15 protein-coding genes and 1 pseudogene are annotated in these 21,697 nt (G+C 52.0%); 10 read left to right on the top strand and 6 right to left on the bottom strand.

The genetic code is table 11. The annotated features are described in order from the left end of the window. Positions 1-124 precede the first annotated feature (124 nt). On the bottom strand, positions 125-1,396 hold the full coding sequence (locus tag P8N76_19695) for a PEP-CTERM sorting domain-containing protein (GenBank protein MDG2383906.1): 1,272 nt from the start codon (positions 1,394-1,396) through the stop codon (positions 125-127). Between the two features lie 94 nt (positions 1,397-1,490). Between P8N76_19695 and P8N76_19690 the strand changes: the two genes are divergently transcribed. The 3 genes from P8N76_19690 to P8N76_19680 all read left to right on the top strand — a co-directional run bounded on the left by P8N76_19690 (position 1,491) and on the right by P8N76_19680 (position 5,863). Next, complete coding sequence (locus P8N76_19690; protein MDG2383905.1) at positions 1,491-3,410, top strand: VCBS repeat-containing protein; 1,920 nt, start codon at positions 1,491-1,493, stop codon at positions 3,408-3,410. Positions 3,411-3,500: 90 nt separating this feature from the next. Continuing rightward, entirely contained in the window at positions 3,501-5,282 is a 1,782-nt protein-coding gene (locus tag P8N76_19685; GenBank protein MDG2383904.1) for a redoxin domain-containing protein, read from the top strand. 74 nt (positions 5,283-5,356) lie between these two features. Further along, the gene (locus tag P8N76_19680; protein MDG2383903.1) at positions 5,357-5,863 is read left to right on the top strand and encodes a DUF1572 family protein; all 507 of its coding nucleotides are present in this window, start codon (positions 5,357-5,359) and stop codon (positions 5,861-5,863) included. A gap of 73 nt (positions 5,864-5,936) precedes the next feature. Here the strand turns inward: P8N76_19680 and P8N76_19675 are convergent. Then, positions 5,937-6,778 (bottom strand): annotated as a pseudogene (locus P8N76_19675) (HAD-IIA family hydrolase). 57 nt (positions 6,779-6,835) lie between these two features. Continuing rightward, positions 6,836-9,133: a phosphoenolpyruvate--protein phosphotransferase gene (gene ptsP / locus P8N76_19670; GenBank protein MDG2383902.1), complete on the bottom strand. Its 2,298-nt coding sequence runs from the start codon at positions 9,131-9,133 to the stop codon at positions 6,836-6,838. Between the two features lie 469 nt (positions 9,134-9,602). Here ptsP and P8N76_19665 point away from each other — a divergent pair, with 469 nt between their 5' ends. The 5 genes from P8N76_19665 to P8N76_19645 all read left to right on the top strand — a co-directional run bounded on the left by P8N76_19665 (position 9,603) and on the right by P8N76_19645 (position 15,673). After that, positions 9,603-11,159 (top strand): SDR family oxidoreductase, encoded by a 1,557-nt coding sequence (locus P8N76_19665; protein ID MDG2383901.1) that lies wholly within the window; start codon positions 9,603-9,605, stop codon positions 11,157-11,159. Positions 11,160-11,324: 165 nt separating this feature from the next. Then, a complete protein-coding gene (locus tag P8N76_19660) occupies positions 11,325-12,044 on the top strand; it encodes a hypothetical protein (protein ID MDG2383900.1) in 720 nt (239 codons plus the stop codon). 372 nt (positions 12,045-12,416) lie between these two features. Further along, on the top strand, positions 12,417-13,121 hold the full coding sequence (locus P8N76_19655; GenBank protein ID MDG2383899.1) for a hypothetical protein: 705 nt from the start codon (positions 12,417-12,419) through the stop codon (positions 13,119-13,121). A gap of 451 nt (positions 13,122-13,572) precedes the next feature. Further along, a complete protein-coding gene (locus tag P8N76_19650) occupies positions 13,573-15,168 on the top strand; it encodes a dicarboxylate/amino acid:cation symporter (protein ID MDG2383898.1) in 1,596 nt (531 codons plus the stop codon). 58 nt (positions 15,169-15,226) lie between these two features. After that, on the top strand, positions 15,227-15,673 hold the full coding sequence (locus P8N76_19645; GenBank protein MDG2383897.1) for a YtoQ family protein: 447 nt from the start codon (positions 15,227-15,229) through the stop codon (positions 15,671-15,673). Positions 15,674-15,709: 36 nt separating this feature from the next. Here the strand turns inward: P8N76_19645 and P8N76_19640 are convergent, their stop codons facing one another. Continuing rightward, entirely contained in the window at positions 15,710-17,971 is a 2,262-nt protein-coding gene (locus P8N76_19640; protein ID MDG2383896.1) for a hypothetical protein, read from the bottom strand. A gap of 247 nt (positions 17,972-18,218) precedes the next feature. Beyond that, positions 18,219-18,854 carry a class I SAM-dependent methyltransferase gene (locus P8N76_19635; protein MDG2383895.1) on the bottom strand — a complete coding sequence of 212 codons (636 nt, stop codon included), beginning with the start codon at positions 18,852-18,854 and terminating at the stop codon, positions 18,219-18,221. Between the two features lie 452 nt (positions 18,855-19,306). On the opposite strand from P8N76_19635, the gene P8N76_19630 reads away from it, so the two are divergent. Together P8N76_19630 and P8N76_19625 are read left to right on the top strand one after the other, a co-directional pair. Next, a complete protein-coding gene (locus tag P8N76_19630) occupies positions 19,307-19,504 on the top strand; it encodes a cold shock domain-containing protein (protein ID MDG2383894.1) in 198 nt (65 codons plus the stop codon). Positions 19,505-19,690: 186 nt separating this feature from the next. After that, a complete protein-coding gene (locus P8N76_19625; protein MDG2383893.1) occupies positions 19,691-20,479 on the top strand; it encodes a DUF1080 domain-containing protein in 789 nt (262 codons plus the stop codon). Positions 20,480-20,495: 16 nt separating this feature from the next. Here the strand turns inward: P8N76_19625 and P8N76_19620 are convergent, their stop codons facing one another. After that, positions 20,496-21,683 carry an acyl-CoA thioester hydrolase/BAAT C-terminal domain-containing protein gene (locus P8N76_19620; protein MDG2383892.1) on the bottom strand — a complete coding sequence of 396 codons (1,188 nt, stop codon included), beginning with the start codon at positions 21,681-21,683 and terminating at the stop codon, positions 20,496-20,498. Between the last annotated feature and the right edge of the window lie 14 nt (positions 21,684-21,697).

The following is a 21,697-nucleotide window of genomic DNA, read 5'->3' as shown; positions in this document are numbered from 1 at the left end:
AATGTAAAATCAACAGGCACGCTCCCTGGAGCGTCATCCGACAAGACTTTACTCGGAATGAACGGAGCATGCCTGTGAATTTGATGTTGACTCTTCACTGGAGATGATTCATTCCAGCTCTTGCTCACTCGGATGATTGGCGACGTCGAATCGAGCCCATGAGTCCGACGAGACTGATCAGAACCATCACCACACTCGAAGGCTCCGGAACTGCTAACGCAACGGGGTTAGGTCCGCCGGGGCGAGGACCCGTCTCATAGCCAGCGTTGGAGAAGGCAGCGACAAAGTCACTCGAATTGAAGACTCCATCACCGTCCCAATCACCTTGCGTCCAAACGGCGGGTTGCCCTGTTTCGTACTTGGCCGAACTGAAGACAACGACAAAGTCCGAACTGTTGAATACGCCATTCAGATCAGCATCACCCATCCAAGTGTTCTTCAATTCGTTCACCCAGAGAATGCGATCGGCGATGTTCACGACCCCATCCGCATTCTCGTCGAATGCAAGATCGCCGTCTTTGATCGCTTGCGATTGCAGGTCGAGATCTGCCGTGTCCAGTTCACCGTTTCCGTTGTAATCGCCACGTGGACCCGTGGGACCGGCCAAAGAAAGCACGTAGGCTGATAAGCCTGGATCGGCCCCGTTGCCCAAGTTGCCTGCGCCGTCGTCGAGCTCGCTTGTACCCACGAGGTAAATCAATTGATTATCTGCATCAGCAACGAAAGTGCCGATCGTGGAACCGGGACCTCGTTCGTCGTCTTCGTCAAAGTCGTTGCTACGACCAAACCAAAGATCGTCGTCGACTGTTTCGAGATCGTCATTCCAGATTTCCATTTGGCGATATTCGCAACACCCGCGATCGTCAGCCGCACCGATCAATTGGATCTGGTAGCTCTCGCCAATTTCAAGATCAAGTAATTCGAGAACTGCAATTGCGCCACCCTCAGGGCCACCACCGACCCAACCGTGATTGTCAAAAATCGCATCGAGTTCATCGTTCTCCGTCGTCAGGCCGTCGACGGTGTAGTAGTTTCCGGTTCCCGTCACCGAACCACTACCAATTCCTTCATCAAACTCGAGGTTGAATTCAAACGTATGTTCCGGCTCGAATTCGACAGTGATATCACCGGGGAATTCGACTTCAATTTCGTCGACATCACCCGGGGAAACGACGTTAACGGCACGAACAATTGGCTTTGAGACATCGATGTCAGCATCGGTTTCAATTTCAAAGGCTGGTGACCAAGAGATTTCAGCGGCTTTTATTGCGACCGGTGAAAACATGATAAGAGAGAAGACAAACAGGTAAGTGCACTTCATTGGAACAACCTCACGACTGTGAAACACAAGGAAATGAATGGCAATGCGAGGTTCATCAATGTTACTTTGCGACAACTTCCCATCTCGCGACTGCCGTCGACTAGAATGTCTGGTTTAACACAATTGTCATATGTGATCAATTTTTTTCTTTGCCCGGGAATCGGAAAACATGTTTTTGCGCCGTGGATTGACAGAGCGCGAGCGATATCCTGAAAAAACCAGTCTGTCGGGGCAGGTGATGGCGATCGATCGAACGATCGTACGAGTCCATTTTTCGGTTCTGTTGCTGGCTCTTTGGGTCGGTTGTCAACGGACTGAGCCAGCTCGGCCGACGCAAAGCCCGAGGCCTGATGTTTCAATGGTTGAACAAGTCGATGAGGGTTCGGGTGACTTAACTCAGGTGACGTTCAGCCACATTTCCGCGCGGAAGGAAGACGACGCTAATTTGCTCGATCCGGATCAGGATGGTTGGGAATCGGAAGCATTTGCTGACCGAGCCAAGCATCGGTTAGATGATCTGTTTACGGTTGGGAAAACTGTTTCATCACGACAACCATTTTTTGCGACGGATCAAATGCCGGCGTTGCTCCCTTTGTTAAGCAAACTTTATCAGGATGACCAACTGCAAATCTGGCGGCAATCAGGAGATTCGACTGAGCGGTTACCCGTTACCGAGAACGTTCGGGCGTTCTTAGAACCGTTACTGCAAATCGGTGCGATCCGGGTTGCGATAAAAATCATCGAGGTCGATGAAGAAAGGTTGCAGACGGTTGCTCTCTTTCAGGCGGATGCGGTCGGAAGTGAGCGTTCCTGTCAACAAACGGGGCGCCTCACTTGTGATTGGACTTCGGTTACGGAATCTGAAATGAAGCTGCGATCGATCCGATGTGATGATTTTGAGCAGGTTCAATATCAATTGGTGAGAGGTCACCCAACCCAGGCGAATCGAGCCACTTTTTTTGCGGACTGCACGCAAGCTGTTATCGGAGCCGATGCAGCTTACACAGAGCAGCTTTCGTTTGGGCTGAATCATTGGATACAGCGTGTCGAACGAGCTCACGGGATGGACGATTCTGTTCGAACTGGATTGGCGATTGGCGACGCCAACGGCGATGGTTTGGAAGATCTGTACCGTTGCCAAGGCCCAGGACTTCCAAATCGCCTGTTGATTCAACAGGCGGATGGAACGGTGCAAGATTGCTCTGAAGCGGCGGGAGTTGACTGGTTGGACCAAACCAGCAGCGCCCTATTCGTTGATCTCGACAATGACGGTGACCAAGATCTTGCCATTGCCACCTCGGGCGGTTTACTGCTGATGTCAAACGACTCATCGGGCAACTACAAGCTTGAACAACAGTTGGGCGAACAGCCTTGCGATACTCAATCGCTATCGGCAGCAGATTTCGACCAAGATGGTGACCTCGATCTGTTTGTTTGTGTTTATCGACCGTCGCAACCAAATCGAAGCGGGGACTTTGTCTTTCACAATGCGACCCGTGGTGGCATGAATTACCTATTTCAAAATCGGATTGAGGCGGGTAAGTGGAGTTTTTCAGATGTAACCCGAGAGTGCGGACTGGGTGATGGAGGCAATCGTTATTCGTTAGCCTGCGCTTGGGAGGATTTTGATCGAGACGGCGATCAGGATCTCTACGTCGCCAACGATTACGGACGTAACTATCTTTATCGGAACGAGCAAGGATACTTCACCGATGTGACGCAAGAATTCGGCTTGGCCGATACGGGATTCGGTATGTCGGTCAGTTGGGGGGATGTCAATCGCGATGGTCGGATGGACCTTTACGTTGGCAACATGTTTTCATCGGCCGGTAGTCGGGTTACTCAGCAGGATTCATTTCAGCCGCATGCCGATCCGGCTCAACGGTCCGTTTACCGTCGGATGGCGAAAGGTAATTCTCTGTTTCTGCAAAATAAGACAGGCCAGTTTGTCGATATCAGTCAGCGCGCGGGAGCCCAAATGGGTCGTTGGGCATGGAGTTCCGTTTTTACCGACTTCAACAATGATGGCTGGGAAGACTTAATTGTAGCGAATGGCTACATCACGGCTGCTGACTCAACTGACTTGTGAAGTTTCTTTTGGCGGCAGGTACTGTCGCAAGAAGAAGGGGGACCCATTAGCTCCGGAGCCATTGCCAGCGGTAGGCATGCGGATCCTGCCATGCGGATGATCCGTTTGGTTCAACGAGGTCTTTCTTTTAGTGGCAACGAGCGGAATTGTGTTTTCCTTAACACGGGCGATTCAAAGTTTTCGAATGTGGCAGCCGTCAGCGGTATTGATTTTCCAGACGATGCCCGGGCAGTGGGACGGGTGGATTGGGACGCGGATGGAGATCTTGATTTATGGGTCTCGAATCGGAATGCTCCTCAAGTTCGTTTCTTGCGTAACGACCTTGCGAGCAGCAGCGACAATCGTTGGATTGCCTTTCGATTGTTAGGCCGAAAGTCGAATCGCGATGCGATTGGTGCGCGGTTGGAATTAATCGCAACGCCAGCTGCCGAGCCAATCTTGACGCGGACCGTGCGAGCCGGCGATGGCTATTTGACTCAGTCCAGCAAATGGATCACGATCGGCGTAGGAGCTGATCTGCGGCGATGCGACGTCCGCGTGACGTGGCCTTCCGGTTGGGTGAGCGAATACTCCGATCTGCCGGTTAGCCAACGCTATCAATTGGTGGAAGGCGAGGCCCAGGCCAGGCAGGTGAACAGCGACCGTCAAGTCAACCTGGCTCACGTACCGATTGCAAAAGTTAATTCGATCGCAGGTCTGTCGGTTACTTCCTTCGTTAAGCCTCACATGCCGTCACTCGATTATGTGGATTCGACCGGGCAACGATCAAGTATGGAGTTCTTTCGCGGCTCGCCGGTGCTGCTCGTCCTGTGGGCAAGCTGGTGCCAACCCTGTGTTGCCGAATTGACCGAACTGTCCGCCCGACAGCAGGAATGGGAAGACTCTGGACTCAAGATTCTGGCTTTGTGTGTCGATCGCCTCTCTCCGGAGGAGGCGGCAGATGCAGCTGTAGCCAAAGATATCCTCCAGCAGCTGTCGTTTCCCTACTCGTTCGGTGAGGCAACCGCCGAGACCAGTGCCAAGCTTCAGTTGGTCAACAACTTTCTTTTTGGCCTGCATCAGCCCCTGCCAGTACCGACTAGTTTTTTGATTGACAAAAATAATCGCCTGGCAGCCATTTATCGTGGACCTTTGTCACCGAATCGCCTGAAAATAGATCTTCAGCGTTTGCAGGATAGGCCGGAGCAGCGACGAGAATCATCCGTGCCGTTTGCGGGACGCTGGGCCGGCGAGCAGCGAACGTTAAAAACAGCAGCCCTGGTGTTAGAGCTGATTGAAGCCGGTTTCCTCAACGAAGCCAGTGAACTTGTACAGCGAACTCAATCCTTGTATTCAAAATCAACAATTCTCGACCTGGTTGTTCGCTTAGGTGTCGCTCATTTCAAACAAGGATCCAAAGAGTTGGCGACACAACATTTCAGGATGGCCCGACGGATTGAACCCCAGACCGTTGGCCCCGAAATGATGCTAGGACAGTGGTATGAGGGACGCGGTGAATACGAAGTAGCTTGTCGCTACTATGTTGCAGCAATGAAGATCAGCCCTGACAATTTGCCCGCGATGAATAATCTGGCCTGGTTGTTGGCAACCTGTCCTGATGACACGATTCGTGATGGGGATCAGGCGCTCCGTTTGGCCAAAACGGCAGCCGAGATCACACAAGGTCGTCACCCGGCGGCGTTGGATACTTGGGCTGCCAGCCTAGCAGAGAACGGCGATTATGATCAGGCGAGCCAAGTTGCTCAAAGGGCGGTCGAACTAGCAAAGAGACAAACGCATTACAATTTGGCGGGTCAGATTGAAGCGAGATGGCGGCTTTACCGACAAGGATCGCCCTATCGATCCGCCGCCACCGACGTAACTCAACAATAAGCGTTGTCGATGTAGGGCGACTGGTGACTCCGCGACCTGACTCTTAGCTTTTCATCGAAAAGAGTAAAACCACGATGTCCGAATCATCTCTCCAATTCTCCTTGACGCAGGCTGCAAACAGTGAGCTTTGTGAGGCGATGCGCCGGATCCGAAATTGCGTCAGTCAATTGAACGAAGAGCAACTATGGTGGCGGTGCGACGATTCGATGAATAGCATCGCAAATTTGCTGCTGCATCTCTCGGGTAACGTTCGTCAGTGGATCATTGCGGGCGTTGGTTGCGAGCTTGATCTTCGCAAACGCCAAGCAGAGTTTGATGCTCGAGGTTCTGAGTCTGGCACTGATTTGATGAAGCAGATTGACGACACAGTGGCCCGCGCCTGCGAGATCCTAAGTCAAGTCAGTGAGGATGATTTGGTCCGTGTGAGAACCATTCAAGATTTTCAGGTCTCGGGCAGCCGGGCAATCCTTCATTCGGTAGCGCATTTTCAGGGGCATACCCAGGAGATCGTGCATATCACGCGTCGATTGTTAGGCGAACAGTACGAGTTTTATTTTGTGCCGAATGAGCGGCAATGCTGAGTCCAAACAGAACTCTCAGCCGACACAATAATGAACGCGTCGGCAACGCACGGCTGAAGCGGCTTATGGAGTATTAAGCTTGTAGAGCACGCCAACGATCCAGGTCATGACTGTCATCATCCGGGTTAGGGGCGGGGAGTTGATCTGCAATTTCTTCCGTATTACAGAGGTCAGCGATCGAGTTGACGATGACGTCTGGGGAGTAGGCATAACGAGTGACGTCGTCAACTTGTGTACCGCCCGACAGCACCAGCACGGTCCGATATCCCAATTGCACACCTCCCAGAAGGTCGGTCGACATCGTGTCGCCAATCATGACTGTCTGAGAGGTTGAAAGGCCCGGTTGTTTACGTGCGACCCGCATCATAACCGGACTGGGTTTTCCCAGGCTCAATGCCTTTGCTCCCGTTGCTTTTTCAAAATAGGCGACCGTTGCCCCGCAACTGGGGCGCGTTCGGCCGTCTTTGGTTGGACAGCTTGAGTCGAGATTGGTAGCAATTAGACGGGCGCCGTTCAAAATCATTTGCGTTGCTGCCTCGAGCATCTCCAAATTAATGGTTCGCCCCTCGCCGACGAAGTAATCAGGTTGGCTGTCAACGATGGCATCGCCCTTTTCGTGCAGGGCGTTAAGCAGAACACCATCGCCGATCACCAATGCCGTTCCTGATGGTTTTTGCTTGGCGAGGAACCGAGTGTTGCCATGGCACAGGTGAAAACGTGACGATCATCCACACCGATCCCCATGTGTCTCAGCTTCATCGCGACGTCTCGACGAGTCCTTGGACGGTTCTTCGTCAAGAAGAGGAAGGGAATTCGCTTTGCCAGCAACGTGCGGATGAACCGATCTGCGGCGGGTATTAGCTGATTTTCTCGGTGAATCACTCCATCCATGTCGATTAGGAATCCGTTAATCATTCCAGCTCTCCTCGGGTCAAGGGAGACCATCCTCCGATGACGTTTCCGTCTTCTTTATCATGAAGCGGGAGCATCGATCGGCAACGCATCAGTTGATGAAAAGTCGGCCGTCAACTCAAGCCACTGTTCCACGCCAGCAATGGTTGCCTCTGAAAGTAATCTTTTCGCCTGACGTTCTGCAACCACGATGTCGGTCGACTGGATGAACTTGTGTAATTCGCCAACTCGGTGAGGTGAGACGCTCAAGTCGCGTATGCCCACTCCTAAGAGGAAAGGGATGTAATGGGTTTGTTGTGCCATTTCACCACATACTGAGACAGCTCGATTGTGTTGGTGTGCGACTCGAACGAAACGGGCAATCGCTCTTAAAACAGCCGGATGATGGGCGCAGTAGTAATGGGCAACCTGTTTGTTGCCACGATCTGCGGCGAGCATGTACTGAATGAAATCGTTGGAACCGATGGAAAAGAAATCAGCTTCACGCGAGAATTCGTCTGCAGTTTCTAGGACTGCCGGTAATTCCACCATCATGCCAATTTCCGGATCGTGATGATAAGGAATGCGATCCGCTTGCAATTGCCGTTTGCAATTCTCGACGATTGCTCGTGACTGTCGGAATTCGTCGAGTGAGGAGATCATCGGGAACATGATCCGCAAATGTGAAATTTCAGCACCTGCACGAAGGATTGCTCGTACCTGCTGTTCGAAAAGTTCCTGATGATGCAAAGAGAATCGAATCGCTCTCAAGCCGAGTTCAGGATTCTCTTCACGATGCTCATAATAGCTCAGTGTTTTGTCACCCCCTACGTCCAATGTGCGGAATGTGATCGATTTGCCATCCATTCCCCGCACAAGTTGTCGATAGACAAGATGCTGTTCTTCCTCGTCTGGGAAACTGTTGCGAATCATGAAGGGGAACTCCGTGCGATAGAGTCCAATGCCCTCGGCGTTTACCTCGCGAGCAACGGGCAATTCACTCAGCAGATTGATGTTTGCCTGCAGACGAATGCGAGTTCCGTCGCTGGTTCGTGTGATACCTCGGGGACGTTGGAGACCTTGTTGGGCCGCAGCCATCATCTTTTTTTGCTGCTCAAATTGCTCGACGATATCCTCGCGAGGCGAAACGTAGATGTTCCCCGTGTGACCATCCAACATCATCGGGGTACCATCGATGACAGCCATCAGTTCCGGAGCGTCCGCAATGAACAATGGTAGTCTTAGAGATCGTGCCAGGATCGAAACGTGCGATGTGGCTCCTCCCCCGACTAAGACAATTCCAGCTAGTTCCTCAAGTGATAACAGGACAAGATCGGAAGGAAACACATTGTTCGCGATCACAACCTCTTGGCGTTCAATACTACTCGCTACAGAATGGGTTCCCGTCAGATTATTTGCCAATCGGACGGCCAAATCTTCGACGTCCTGAGCCTTCTCTCGGATGTGCACTGGTTTACTGGCAGAAAATAGATCGATATAAGACTGAGCGACGTGAAAAATTGCCAGCCCAACCGGACTGCCACCTTCGATCAATTGAGTGATTTTGTTGATAAACGCTTTGTCCTTCAGCATCAGTAGATGGGCAGAAAAGATCAACGAAACTGCTTCCGGCAAGCGTTTTGCGACACGCAATTGCAACGCTTCGATTTGAGCGATCGTTTTGTTGACCGCAGCGCGAAACTGGTCGATTGTGATCTTCGTATCTAATTCACTTAGCCGCTTTGAAAGCGACTGAGTCGTGCGTAAGACACGTGCGGGGCCGGCACCTGAACCCATCGATGTCACCTGGCCACGGACCAAGAACGATTTTGGAGGGAGTGGGACGCTGGAAACCGGTTTTAGCTGGGGTAAAACCATCAACGCCTGGGCATTTTCAATACAGCCCACGAGCTGGCGAGCGACAACACGCAATGCACTCAGATCATCGTCCTCAAAATAGTTTTTTTCCTCGCGTTGGACGGTCAGCACGCCAATCTTATCTGCACCTTTCAAAAGCGGTACAGCCAAAAATGAGTCATAACGTTCTTCACCAATTCCGGGTATGAATTTATAGTGCGGATTGTTGCTGGCATGGTTGTCCAGGATGGGACTGCCAGATTCCAAGACTTGTCCGACAAGGCCTTCTCCGCAGTGAAGACGCACTTCATTCGCGGAGTGCGATTGAAGGCCGACAGTTGCTCGCAACACCAACTCATCGCTCAATTCCTCATAGACATAGATCGAACAGACGTGTGCCTGGAGGTGTTGTGCGGCCAAACGCACGATCCGATCCAGGAGTGAGCGAACGTCTGAGCTGCCTGTCAGCAAGGCGCTGAGCTCGCCCACATCGCACAGAAATTCGAGATGGTCACGTTTCATGCGGGTTTGTTTTTCATTCGAAAGGAATTTGATCTTTACCAGTGAACCGTCAGTTCTCCCCATTTGACAACGGGTCGGATTCCGGACGGGAGGTTTGAGCCGCAATTCTTGTGCCGGATAAGGGGCCGAATCGAGTGACATTACGGATTCGACTGCGGGGATGCTGTTTGACGCCTTCGAAGCGGTACGATTCACCGATGAGCGATCAGAGATTGCCCAGGATCCCAGCAGTTGCTGCCAGTCGCTTACGCGATAACTCGCCGGTTTTTCGATAGTTTTGAGCTTGGTTCGGACGACAAAAATGGGGCCTGGGGCCGCTGCAGTGCGCCGGTTGGCACGATCATCCGAGCCAAGCCGATTAGAAATCTGTTGCTGATCTGCGGGACTCGGCGTGTGCCCACCGGATTCGGCGTGATATAACCTGCTGACCAAATCTGGCCAGACGAGGAGATACGCATTGGAATCTGAAGTGAAGCGATCCGGGCTTACCAGTGACGATAGCGATCAGCTGCGTAAAGCGATTGATCAACTGGAGCAATTGGCTAACGACCCGCATTTGCAGCTCAATCTTTCAGACGATGATCGTCGTCGTTTGCAACGTGCGGCGGGGCGGATCGCGCATCCGGGCCGTTCAGCGCGCCGGCGGTTGAACCAGGCGCGGCGGCAACAACAGCGGACCCATCTCGAGCAGCGTCGCAAGGCGGACGAGTCCCTGCTGAGCAAAACAGGAATTCGTCAGCAAACGCGGTTGCAGCTCAAAGGTTCGGCGCCACCACATCCGATGCCCATATCGGACCCCAGCGACGATTCACCGCAGGCTGATTCATCAGAAGCACGGCTCAGCGTTGCACGCAACTGCTACATTTGCAAGCAGGATTTTAACGATGTCCATTTCTTTTATGACTCGATGTGCCCTGCCTGTGCGGAATTTAATTGGCAAAAGCGAAATCAAACGGCGGACTTAAAAAGCCGTTATGCACTTTTAACAGGCGGCCGTGTCAAGATCGGGTTCCATGTGGCTCTCAAGCTACTTCGCGCTGGCGCGAACGTTTTGGTAAGCACTCGTTTTCCGCGAGATGCGGCTCAGAGATTTTTGGCGGTTAAGGATAGTTCGGATTGGTTTGATCGACTTCAACTTCACGGTCTTGATCTACGACACTCACCCAGCGTTGAGGCATTTGCCGATCATTTGGCGAACAGCTTGCCGCAACTCGATTTCATTCTGAACAACGCCTGTCAAACGGTCCGACGCCCACCGGGATTTTACGCTCATTTGATGCAAGGGGAACGAGAATTGGATACCCTGCCCGCCGAGGCGCAAGGAGCGTTGCAATCCCACTTGGCCTTGGCGGCAACGAAACGTAAAACGCTTTCAGGGGCACCCGGATTGCCGGCTGAAGTCGTCAGTAGCCTGGCGGGAATTCAATCGGCTGCCGAACTTACTCAAATACCACTCGTTCCTGACGACTCAAATTGCAATGCGGAAACATTTCCAAAAGGTCGGTATGACATCGATGATCAACAGATCGATCGTCGTTTAATCAACAGTTGGCGGTTGAAGCTTGCCCAAGTCCCCACCGTCGAATTGCTGGAAGTTCATCTGGTTAATTCCGTGGCACCGTTTATCTTGAACGCAAGGCTTAAGCCACTGATGCTGAGAAAGCCAAGTCGAGACAAGCACATTGTCAACGTTTCCGCCATGGAAGGTGTGTTTTATCGCGCCTTCAAACGGGATACACACCCGCATACCAACATGGCCAAAGCAGCCTTGAACATGATGACACGGACTTCCGCTTTGGATTATGTCAAAGATGGCATCCACATGAACAGTGTCGATACCGGTTGGATCACCGATGAGGATCCTTTGGAAATCGCGGAACGCAAGCAGAAAGAATTAAGATTCCATACTCCCTTGGATCATGAAGATGCAGCGGCGAGAATCTGTGATCCAATCTTTGATGGTCTCAATAGCGGTGAACACCTTTGGGGGAAGTTCTTAAAGGACTACCGTGTCGCAAATTGGTAAAGGGTTCGATCGTTCCTGTGAACGGAGGATTGCTTAAACGAAGCTTTAATCAACAGGAGTGGGTTTCGATTTCTACCGGTCGAAAATTCAGGGAGGTGAGCTGTGTCCTGTTTTTATTTGTGGTCACCTTGAAAAACATCTGTGTCTTAACGTTAATTCGAAACCATGTCACAACCCCGCCCCGACTGCATGGCTTTGCTTGATCTGCTACCTCCTTATGCTTTGGAAGATGTCAAGCAGGCTTATTTGACAAAAGCCCACTCAGTTCATCCGGATCACGGTGGCAGTACAACCGATTTTCTGGCGTTGCAGGATGCGTACGTCGCTGCCAAAGAGTACGTCAAGTATCGTGGCGACCGCCGCCACTGGATTGCAACAATGGTCGAACGCTCGATCCGTCAGGATCAGCTGATAGAGCAACTGCGAGTCGTTGGAGCCGAGATTTCGATCAGCTCATCGCCGTCACTGGAACGGTCACTTGGTGACTTTGCGACTTTGATGGAGTCAATTTCTGTGATTTCATTGGTCAATTCAAAAGCAGGAAATCAGACGGTCCATTTAATTGCCGAACACAAAGAGTTGCTGCAGAGTCTAGAACATTTAAGTCTGACGGGCTGTCTCTTGGATGACGCTCATGTCCAACGACTTCGTGTTCTCACTCGACTCACTCGACTCGACCTGAGTCGGACTGCGATTACAAAGGATTCGCTGGGGATTGTACGATCCTTTCCGGCGTTAATTGAATTGAATTTGCGCCGGACCCGCATTGATTGGTGGACTCGTCGAAAAGTCTACCGAGCCATCCGACGGCGAAAACTCAAGTCGGACCGACGAGATCGCCAAATACAGGTTTTCCGAGAAATGATTCAGTTGCGGAAACGTTAGGAGCGCGAATCGCATCACTGGGTTGTTTGAAACATGAACCGATTGTCGTTTTGTGTGGCTCATGAGCCAGTTTGCAGCAGGGCGGGCGGCGACGTACTTCCCGAGGCGAAAAAAATACCGGCGAAAAAAATATCGGCGAAGACATTTTTGCTATCAACGACAGACAAAGAATGGATGTTGATTAAACTGAATCAACGCGATTGAGCGAATTAGGTCTTGCTCTTGTCATAAAATCTAATCACAAATAGGGGGCTCGCACTGTCGGGGTTGTGAGTTGCTTTGATCGTATTGGCTGCTTAAATGGTTGTGGCCACTTCACCATGTTGCAGAAATACAGGCTTAGCCGATTTGCCGATCGGGAGATTGTTCATCATGAAACCGCAGCCCACGAAAACGGAGTCCCGCCCGGCCTTTATGATCCAACTCGGATTGCTTCCGCCTTACGCACACGATGATGTTAAGCAGGCTTACCTCGCCAAGTCTCGCCTTGCCCATCCGGATCGAGGTGGGAGCGTGGCAGACTTTCATGCTTTGCGTGAAGCTTATGATGCGGCAAAAGAGTACATCGATTATCAAGGAGATCGTCGGAATTGGATCGCGGCGATGGTGGAGAAATCAATCGCCCAGGACGCCGTCGTGGAAAAAATCGAGTCATTTGGCGGCGAAGTACGAACGACCACGTTGGGTTGGCTGGAACAATCTCTGGGGGACTTTGCGTCTTTGACGGAAACAGTTGAGTCCATTACGCTTCACCGATCTGATGCTGCTGACGACCTGATCACTCACATGCTCAACCATCAACAGGTGCTCGATAATTTGCAGCATCTGGATTTGGCGGGGAGCCAGCTCTCGGACAGTGCCGTGGAACGGTTGCACGTTTTTTCGCGGATGAGTAGTTTGAATTTGAGCCAGACTCCTGTGACGAATCAAATCCTTTCGCTTGTTTCCCGTCTGCCGACGCTCACCCGTTTGGAACTATCGGGAACAAAAGTTGGCTGGTTGAAGCGACAACAGGTCAAGACAGCCCTGCGACGACGAGAAGCCGCCAAGCCGACTGCTATATTTCCCTCGAATTAGATTGTCGTTCAGGGAAATCCGCACTCGGGAAATCCGCACTCGGGGGCGACTCCTGATGGTTCGTTGCGAGCCGCTCTCACGCAATCACCCGCATGGGGTTGTTCTGGCTGGATTGTGACGCTCTGACGCTTGCCGAGTGGCTCCCGGTAAATGCCGCTCATAGCGATTTTGAGTGACGAAAAAACTCTGGGTTTTCCGGCCTGCAATCAGCATGCTGAGCAGCTTTTGAGGCAGGATTGGCAATGATGGGGATACTCAGTTTGTTTTCAGAGTAGCTGTTTATCGAACTGGCTTTTCTGACCGAAGGGATGCGGCAAGGGGCGATCCGGTCAATGAGATCTAGCCAAGATCGGCTGAAAAGCATCCGATCTGATCTCGTCGATCGTCCTGGTGCGCTGTTAGAATCGTCGCGGAAACCGATTTTGTCACAGCATTCTCGGCAGGAGTAAAGATGTCTCGTATTGCACTTCATTGGCAGATTCTTATTGCGATGATCGTTGGAGCCGTGGGTGGTTTGGCGATGAACTTTTCAGTCGGTGATCGAGTGCTGCCAACACCCGTGAAGTTTCCTGCCGGCGAGGTACAACCTTACGGCTACTCTTCCGCCGTCAAGCTGTCTCAGGGAACCTTCTGGTCGCACGATCGTCCCGATCGAATCTTCATGCAAGTCATACTTGACCAGAGCGGAAGGCGAACCGAGCAACGCATTTTTGTGGGAGCCCTTGACAAGGCGGATCTGCAAAAGCCCATCGGTAAACGACTTGAGGGGCTGCCTCAGTGGCCTGCTGCGAATCCGGCTGTCGACAAGACGGTTGAAATCATCCGCCCCAGCCTGGGAGAACTCAAGAAGGCCGATCCGGCGGCTTACGCGTTGTTTCTTCGCTTTGGACGATCCCAGGCACGAGTTTGTGGAGATCGGCTGAAATTGGCAGGCGATCTTTTCCTGCGGATGCTGAAGATGGTTTCGGTGCCGCTGATCATTTTTTCGCTGAGCACTGGCGTATTGGGTCTGGGAAGTGCTGACCGCTTGGGCAAGATGTTTAGTCGTACCTTGGCGTACTACGTTTGCACGAGTCTGCTCGCCATCCTCACGGGGCTGTTACTGGTCAATATTATTCAGCCGGGTGTCGACCACAGTCCGGATGCGATGGCGGCCAGCAATGAAGTGGCGGCACCCGAACAAGGTAAGAAGCTACCCACCGTCCTGTTTGAGCAACTGGAAAATATGATTCCTCCGAACCCGGCCAAAGCGGTGACGGACGGCCAATTCCTTGGCATCATTGCCTTTACGCTGGCTTTCTCGATTTGTGCCGTGCTGGTGGGCGGAAAAGCTTACCAAACCGTTGGGGAAATCGCACAGGCCGGCTTTGAAGTCATGATGAAAATGACGATGGCGGTGATCAAGCTGGCACCGTTCGGAGTGCTCTGCTTGATGTTTTACGCGGCAGCCACACAGGGACTGAGCATCTTTAGTCAATTGGGGATGTACATGCTGACGGTGGCCTGCGCCTTGGCGATCCATGCGATCGTAACTTTACCACTGATCCTCAAATTTGTGGCTAAGCAAAACCCGTGGCAATTTGCCAAGGCGATGAGTCCGGCGTTGCTGACTGCTTTTAGTTCGGCATCAAGTAATGCGACATTACCGTTGACGCTGACGAGTGTTGAGCGTCGAGCAGGTGTCAGTAATCGCGTCAGCTCATTCGTTTTACCACTCGGTGCAACGGTCAACATGGACGGCACAGCGTTGTATGAGGTTGTGGCCGTATTGTTTATCGCGAACCTCACACCCGGTGTTGACCTTTCCGTGACGCAACAAGTTATCGTTGCTTTTACTGCCTTACTTGCGAGCATCGGAGCTGCCGGTATACCTCACGCAGGCTTGGTGATGATGGTCATTATTTTGCAGGCTGTTGGTTTGCCAACCGAAGCACAAGGATTAATTATCGCGGTAGATCGAATTCTGGACATGGCTCGCACTTGTGTGAACGTTTGGAGTGATTCCTGCGGTTGTGCAGTGATCGCACGCTTTCAGAACGACGATTAATGATTTTGGCGGTTTCTCATCAGGCCTTTCGTAGCACATGAGTGGAGTTGGCGATTCTATGCAATGGAACCTTTTTTTATCAGGTGAAATTCACACGTCCTGGCGAGATCGAATTGCGGAGGGCGTCCAGGCGGCTGGTCTGCCGATCGAACTTATGTCAGCTGTGACGGATCATTCAGCCAGTGACGACTGCGGTGTCGGGATTCTGGGAACCGAATCGGACCCATTTTGGAAAGACCGTCGTGGTGCCGGCATCAACGCAATACGAACCCAAACATTAATTCGACATGCCGATGTCGTCGTTGTGCGGTTTGGTGAAAAGTATCGACAATGGAATGCGGCGTTCGATGCCGGTTATGCATCGGCGTTGGGTAAGCCGTTAATTACATTGCACGATCTGACCCTTGATCATGCGTTGAAAGAAGTGGATGCGGCTGCCTGTGCGACGGCTCGTGAACCGGAGCAGGTGGTCAAGATCCTCAAGTACGTCATCACGCAGCCTTGATCGACCATGACTTCTTAATCTCGTTGGAACCAACGATCAGTTGTTTTTTGTGCTGGGGCCAAACTGGTACCAAGTCATTCCACTGGCGGGAACTTTTACCTCAAGTTCCAAGCTGTAATCTCGTTCCAGCTCTCTTCGTTCGGGAGCTCGGCCTTCGTGCCTCACTTCGATCGCATCGCTGAGTCCAGTGTAGTAGAGATTAACGCGAAGTTTTCGCGCTAGCTCTGCTTGGAGTGGGTTGTAGACACATAGCATTCCCTTTTCCTGAGAAAGTTGCGGGTTTACGTGCAGCACCCAGTCCAGATCACGACCGTCAGCTCGCCGACCGTGAATGAGGTCGGACTCGAGGATTTCTCGATGTGATTTAAACCAGTCGACAACCTGTTTCACCCGATCTCGCGTAGCAGGCGTATCATAAAGCCGAGGTCCGCGGTAATGAGCTTGGACTCCCATGCCAAGATTCGATCGCAACAATCGTTCGTAGTGATCAAGGTGTTCGCTGAGGGGCTCGGTGGTTGCAGCCGCACCGCCGCCGTGATATTGGCTCAGTGGCACAAACATCCATCCCATGCTGGGGGTCTTCGTCCATGTTCCGTCATAGATGTTTTGTCGAGTGTGAATCACTTGGTGTTCACGAGGCAGCGACCAATTTACTTCCCGGTAGCCCATACCACATTTGTTGGAACCAGACAGATAGTAGTAGTCGGGTGCGTTGATATAGACGCCTTGTGCGCGTAACTGCTGGTAAAGCCCGACGACGATTTTCCATTGAGCCCAACGGGAATCTTGTTCTCCCTTTTGATAGGGGGGTCTGGGGGTTACGTCCACATCGCCCGGATAGGGGCCGTCATTCTCGAATTGATCGAAACCCGTGAACTCATAAAAAGCTTGAAGTTTGGCGTAATAATCGCGACCCCATTCCGATGTGGCTGCTGGGCAATGATTGTGAGTTGGCTTTTGACCGGCCGGGCTGACAATGTCGTTGCCACCACCGATTCGCCGTGAAGAAAACAAGGAGTAGCTTCCCAGTTCAACGCCCTTTTGTTGAGCATATTCTGCTGTCTCTTTCCACTGGCTGAGGTAGTCCGGATCGGTACTTTCCATGTTGAATCCACTTCCAAACGACATGATCACTGCTTCAAATCCGACTTCGGCTGCTTGGTCAATCGCTCGGCGAACCACATCGGGATTCGAATTGATGAGGTGGTGGGTGATGGGGTTTTCCGTGACCCAGGGGGCCAGTGTCCGATACATGCGTCGTAAGGCGAGCCCTCGGCGTTCCCGATCTGAACTGTCATATATCAACTCAAATAGATGGAAACTTTCGAAGCGATTTCCCGCCTGTATCTCCTGGGCTGGGCCATAAGTTGGCTCCACCACGAGTAGACAAGGCGTCTCACGAGTGTAATTCACTTGCGTCGAAAAAAGCGGGTCGGCACGCCAATGAACTACGTGGCGATTTGCATTCTCGTAATTAAATCCCCCGAAGGCGAAATCTGTCTCGACGTGCATGACATCGGGTGTCGGTAGGTCAACGTTTCCACGTGTCTCGACCCAATTGGCATACTCGACGATCGCCAATTCCTCGGCGGTAAATCGATCCAATGTGATCGTTTGTTTTGTGTTGTTCTGAATCGATATCCATTTGGTTATCACTGGAATGCCATCGTACATTTCGTAATGCACTGAAACGACGAAGTCCGTTGCTTTGGTAGCCGTCCTTGACGGCGAATCTCCGACAGCAAAGTCCAGTCGCAGGTGAATCCCCTTCGGCGGCCAGTTTGCCTCCGCTTGCGCATGACGCGTGCGCCCCCACTTCAGTCGTTCGATCGGCTGACTCACTTCGAAATCAATGAACTGGAGAGCTGCCTGATCACGAGACATTGTCTCCAACCAGTCGGGGGTCAGATAAGCATGGTTGGGCTGGCCAATCAGCCCTCCCACATCGAAGCGAACGCCGTCGATTGTGACCCGCGCTTCTGGTCGTACCGAGCGTAACATCGATTGGCCAGTCATGAGATTATCGAAAGCAACGCACGCCCCGTTGGGTTGAAGTCGCCAACTGCGTTGAATCAAACCATTGTCCAAAATCAATGTCTTCGCCGTTGGATCCTGATAAACGGCGGCTTGGGCAAAACGACCATCAAGTAAATAGTCAGACGTTGGAGGTGAAATGCCAGCCCGATTGAGTACGGGTAACTTGGAAATGTCGCCAGCATTTGCAGGCCATGCCAGACCATTTAAAACGAGGAACACGACAACGATCCACCAGCCAATCAAACCGTGATTTCTTAACACCTTCATGCGCCTTACAAAAAGTGATACGAGCAGACCGTAACGAGAAACACGTGTCTCGCTGTCGCAATATGGGAAATCGCAACCACACCGTCCAATTCGCATTTTAGATGAGTGGCACGCCATGGTCGACAAAACAAAATTGTTTTGTCGCACTTCACACCGACTTGCGATTGAGAAAAAAATGGTGAGCAAAATCCCATCGATACCGATCGTTTGAGCCCAGCGAGGAGATGTTTTTCACTCGATGTCAATAATTGTTACGTGAGCGATTTGAGACCTTGCGCCGTAAGCGGACTGCGTCAAATTGGTTGTAGGTTAGCAACAGAGCGCCTTGTGCGGCGAACTCTTCGAATAGGACTTCCACGACTCGCTCTTCTCCAGGCCAGGGATAAGCAAAAATCAAATCGAAATCGTCTGGGCCCAAGCCAAGCTCGTCATAAGCACTGTCTGATTCGGTCACTAACCAATAAAAGTCGTCGTTGGCGTATTCCGTGTGGTGCTCACCACCTTGCGGTATGAAACTCCCATGGATGAATTCAGGCGAAAGGTTGAAGTCCCGCGCCAGTTGTCGCGCCTCGTCCACCAACATCGGGTCAATCTCAATCCCGCTGGCATCGAAACCCAAAATGGCTGCCAACGATGCGATGGCTCCAAAGCCACTGCCCCACTCGCAAAACAAACGGCCCGGGGCTAACTGCTGATCCCGAATTGTTTGTACGGCTTTTGCGACGGTCTGAAAGCCACATGGAATGAAGCCGCTCATGCGATCCGGCTTATGTTGCGAAAACTCGGTCACACGCCGTAAAGCCTCCAGCACAAACTCGTGCACATCCGGCGCTAGTTCAACCTCTTCAATCGACAATTCAAGCTCTAATAGTGGCACTGGTAGCGATCCGTTGGTTCGGGGTGGGTAACCCACTTAATCCAGTTGGGTGTTCCAAGTTTAGCGAATTCGCCGCGCGGGCTAAATGTATTCACGTATGTCGCAATTTTACTTTATTATGGACCTGCATTGCCTAGACTGCCTATTAATCGGGCTCTAGCCCGAGTTTGTTTCTGCTTATTTGACTCCATTGATTTCAATTGGATCGTGGCCTATACTTTCCCTGTCACGAGCGATTTCGTGACGAGCAGCGATGAGAGAGAGAAAGAGATTGCAGTTTTCAAGTGCCTTCCAAATGTTCTTCCCGTCACGCCGCATTCTGCGTTGCTGTGCCTTTCACACAAAGTGCCTGGTCGTATTGTGGCTATCTGCTCCATCAATTTCAGATCTACGGTTTAGCTTCGCCGAAGTTAGCCCGGCGGTCTTAGGTATCCAATTTCGTGGAGGCAGAAATGCCCGAAGGTAAGATTAAGAAGTTGTTGTCGGACAAAGGTTTTGGATTCATCGAAGGAGATCGAGACGATCTGTTCTTCCATCATTCTGAAGTTCAAGGAATGCGAATCGAAGAGTTACGAGAGGGTCAAACCGTCGAGTACGAGATCGGCGAAGGACGAAAAGGACCTTGTGCGGTTTCCGTACGAGCCGTCTAGTCACCGACCTTCCGAATCTTAGTAATCCAAAATGCCCCAGCACCCCGTGGTGCCGGGGCATTTTTTTGGTAGTTGCCGACTTTCGAGGGCTGAGCAACAAATTCTCTATCGTTGTGGCGCTGGCATTTGTATCATGCACGGGCCGCGCGGCTTTCTTTCCCAATCTTTCTCCACAAGGTTTTCGAGATGAATCTTTCAATTCGCTACTTTGCAGTTCTGTTGGCCCTGGGAGCAGTCCTGACTGGGAAATCCACAAGTGAAGCCGGGATTGGCGTTGGCGCAGCCCCGAATGTGGGTGCTGACTTAATTATTGATGGCAGTCGAGAATTGTTGGACGAGAAGTGGACTTATTGGAAAGGGCCGCGATTCAGCTCGTCCCTGCCGATCAAATGGAAAATCGTCGATGATCCGGTCGATCGTGGCACGGTTGTCATGTCAGATGATCCAGTGGCCGCAGGTGGCAAGTATGGTACGGCGGACATCGTCACAAAAAAGAAGTACCGTGACTTTCGTCTACACATTGAGTTCTTGGTCATGAAACCGGGCGGTAACAGCGGTGTCTACTTACAGAACCGTTACGAAATCCAGATCCTTGATGGTGACAAGACGAAGCATGGTATGGCCGCCGTGATCAATGAAACCGAATCTCCTTACGATGCTTACAACGGTGCAGGCAAGTGGAATGCTTACGACATTGTTTTTCGGGCTGCCCGCTTTGACGCAGACGGCAAACGGATTGAAAAGGCAAGGGTCACGGTCTATTTCAATGGTAAGAAGGTGCACACCGAACAGGAAATCAATCAAGTATGGGGCGGTCCCAATTCAGGCATTGACGGCGGAAACCAGGGGGGTCGGGGTATCACTGATCTACCCGGCGGTCTCAAGCTACAGTGTGAAGGTCACGATGTACGTTTCCGCAATACGTGGATTGCGGAATTAGATCTCGACGAGACCGGTACCGATTTTGAAGAGTAATCGTGCGATCATCGCCTTAGAAACGAATGATCGTACCCGGTTTGACAGCGTGGGGTGGCAGCGGATGTGACTCGTCAAAGACTCGCATCTGTTCGGGTGTTTCGATGACCGTCTTGCTTTCATCAAACAGGTCTGCTTCTCCATCTCGCACGCCGTCCGCATTCAATCCGAGGTGTTTTACCATGAAAGGGTACATGGCTTGCCGCTTCAAAAGCTGGTAGCCATGCTCTTGATTGGGGAAATGTGCGTTCTCGACATTTCCCAAAGCTCCTCGGAGTTGGTAGATGTTGCGGATGTAGGGTAGCTCGACGTGGGGTGTGTTCTTTGTCCAGTCACCCCCAACCGAGACGAGGAGCAAGGGGCGGGGAGCGGCTAAAGCCGCAATCTCAGCATTGTTTGTCTCGAGAGACTCGGTCTGATGGATCGGCATGCCACTTTCGCATTTACAACCGCCAAAAAAGTGGGCCGAAACCATTACCACCGGCGCGGCCACCGTGACTCGATCGTCGACGGCGGTGAGTAAAAAGGTTTGTGTGCCCCCACCGGAACATCCCGTCACGCCAATGCGTCGCCGATCCACCTGCGGGAGTGATTCAAGAAAGTCGATCGCTCGAATGCTGCTCCATGTTTGCAGGGTCAACGCCTGGGGATGGCCGTGATCCCATCCAAGGTACAAAGAGTCGCCAAACCCGATCATGTCGTAGGAAAATACGACGGCCCCCAGGCGAGCCAATGTTGCGCAACGATGTTGCTGATCGGCTCGATAACGTCCACCTGCAGGGCCGCGCGCATGTCCATGGGGGCAGAGGATGCCGGCGTAGGGCTGCTTGCCATGCAAAGGTTGGTAGAGGCTGCCGTAAACGAAGAAGCCCGGTAACGCTTCGAATGCGACCGATTCAACCGAATAGCCGTCGTAACTTCTTTTGTTGCGGACAATCGGATTCAGAGGGGTCCGAGCCGGCGCTGGATCAAGTTTCGCTCCAGACAGGATCTGGCTTCGCACGCGATCGGCACGCTGCTGCCATTCATCGGCAGTTGAGTAGGTAGCTGCCATTCGTCGCAACTGTTCGACTGCTTCTGCTTCCGAGTGATGATGACCTTGGCAGAGAGTGACTTCGGCAGCGTGGGTTGTGAAACAGGTTGCTGGGTAGAGGTAGAAGCCGATCAACAGGAAGGCGCTATGCAGCGTTGTGTATCGTGACATTATTTCATTCCTTC

This window comes from Pirellulaceae bacterium (genome assembly GCA_029243025.1).
Lineage (GTDB): Bacteria > Planctomycetota > Planctomycetia > Pirellulales > Pirellulaceae.
This window is presented reverse-complemented; position numbering and strand designations above follow the sequence as displayed.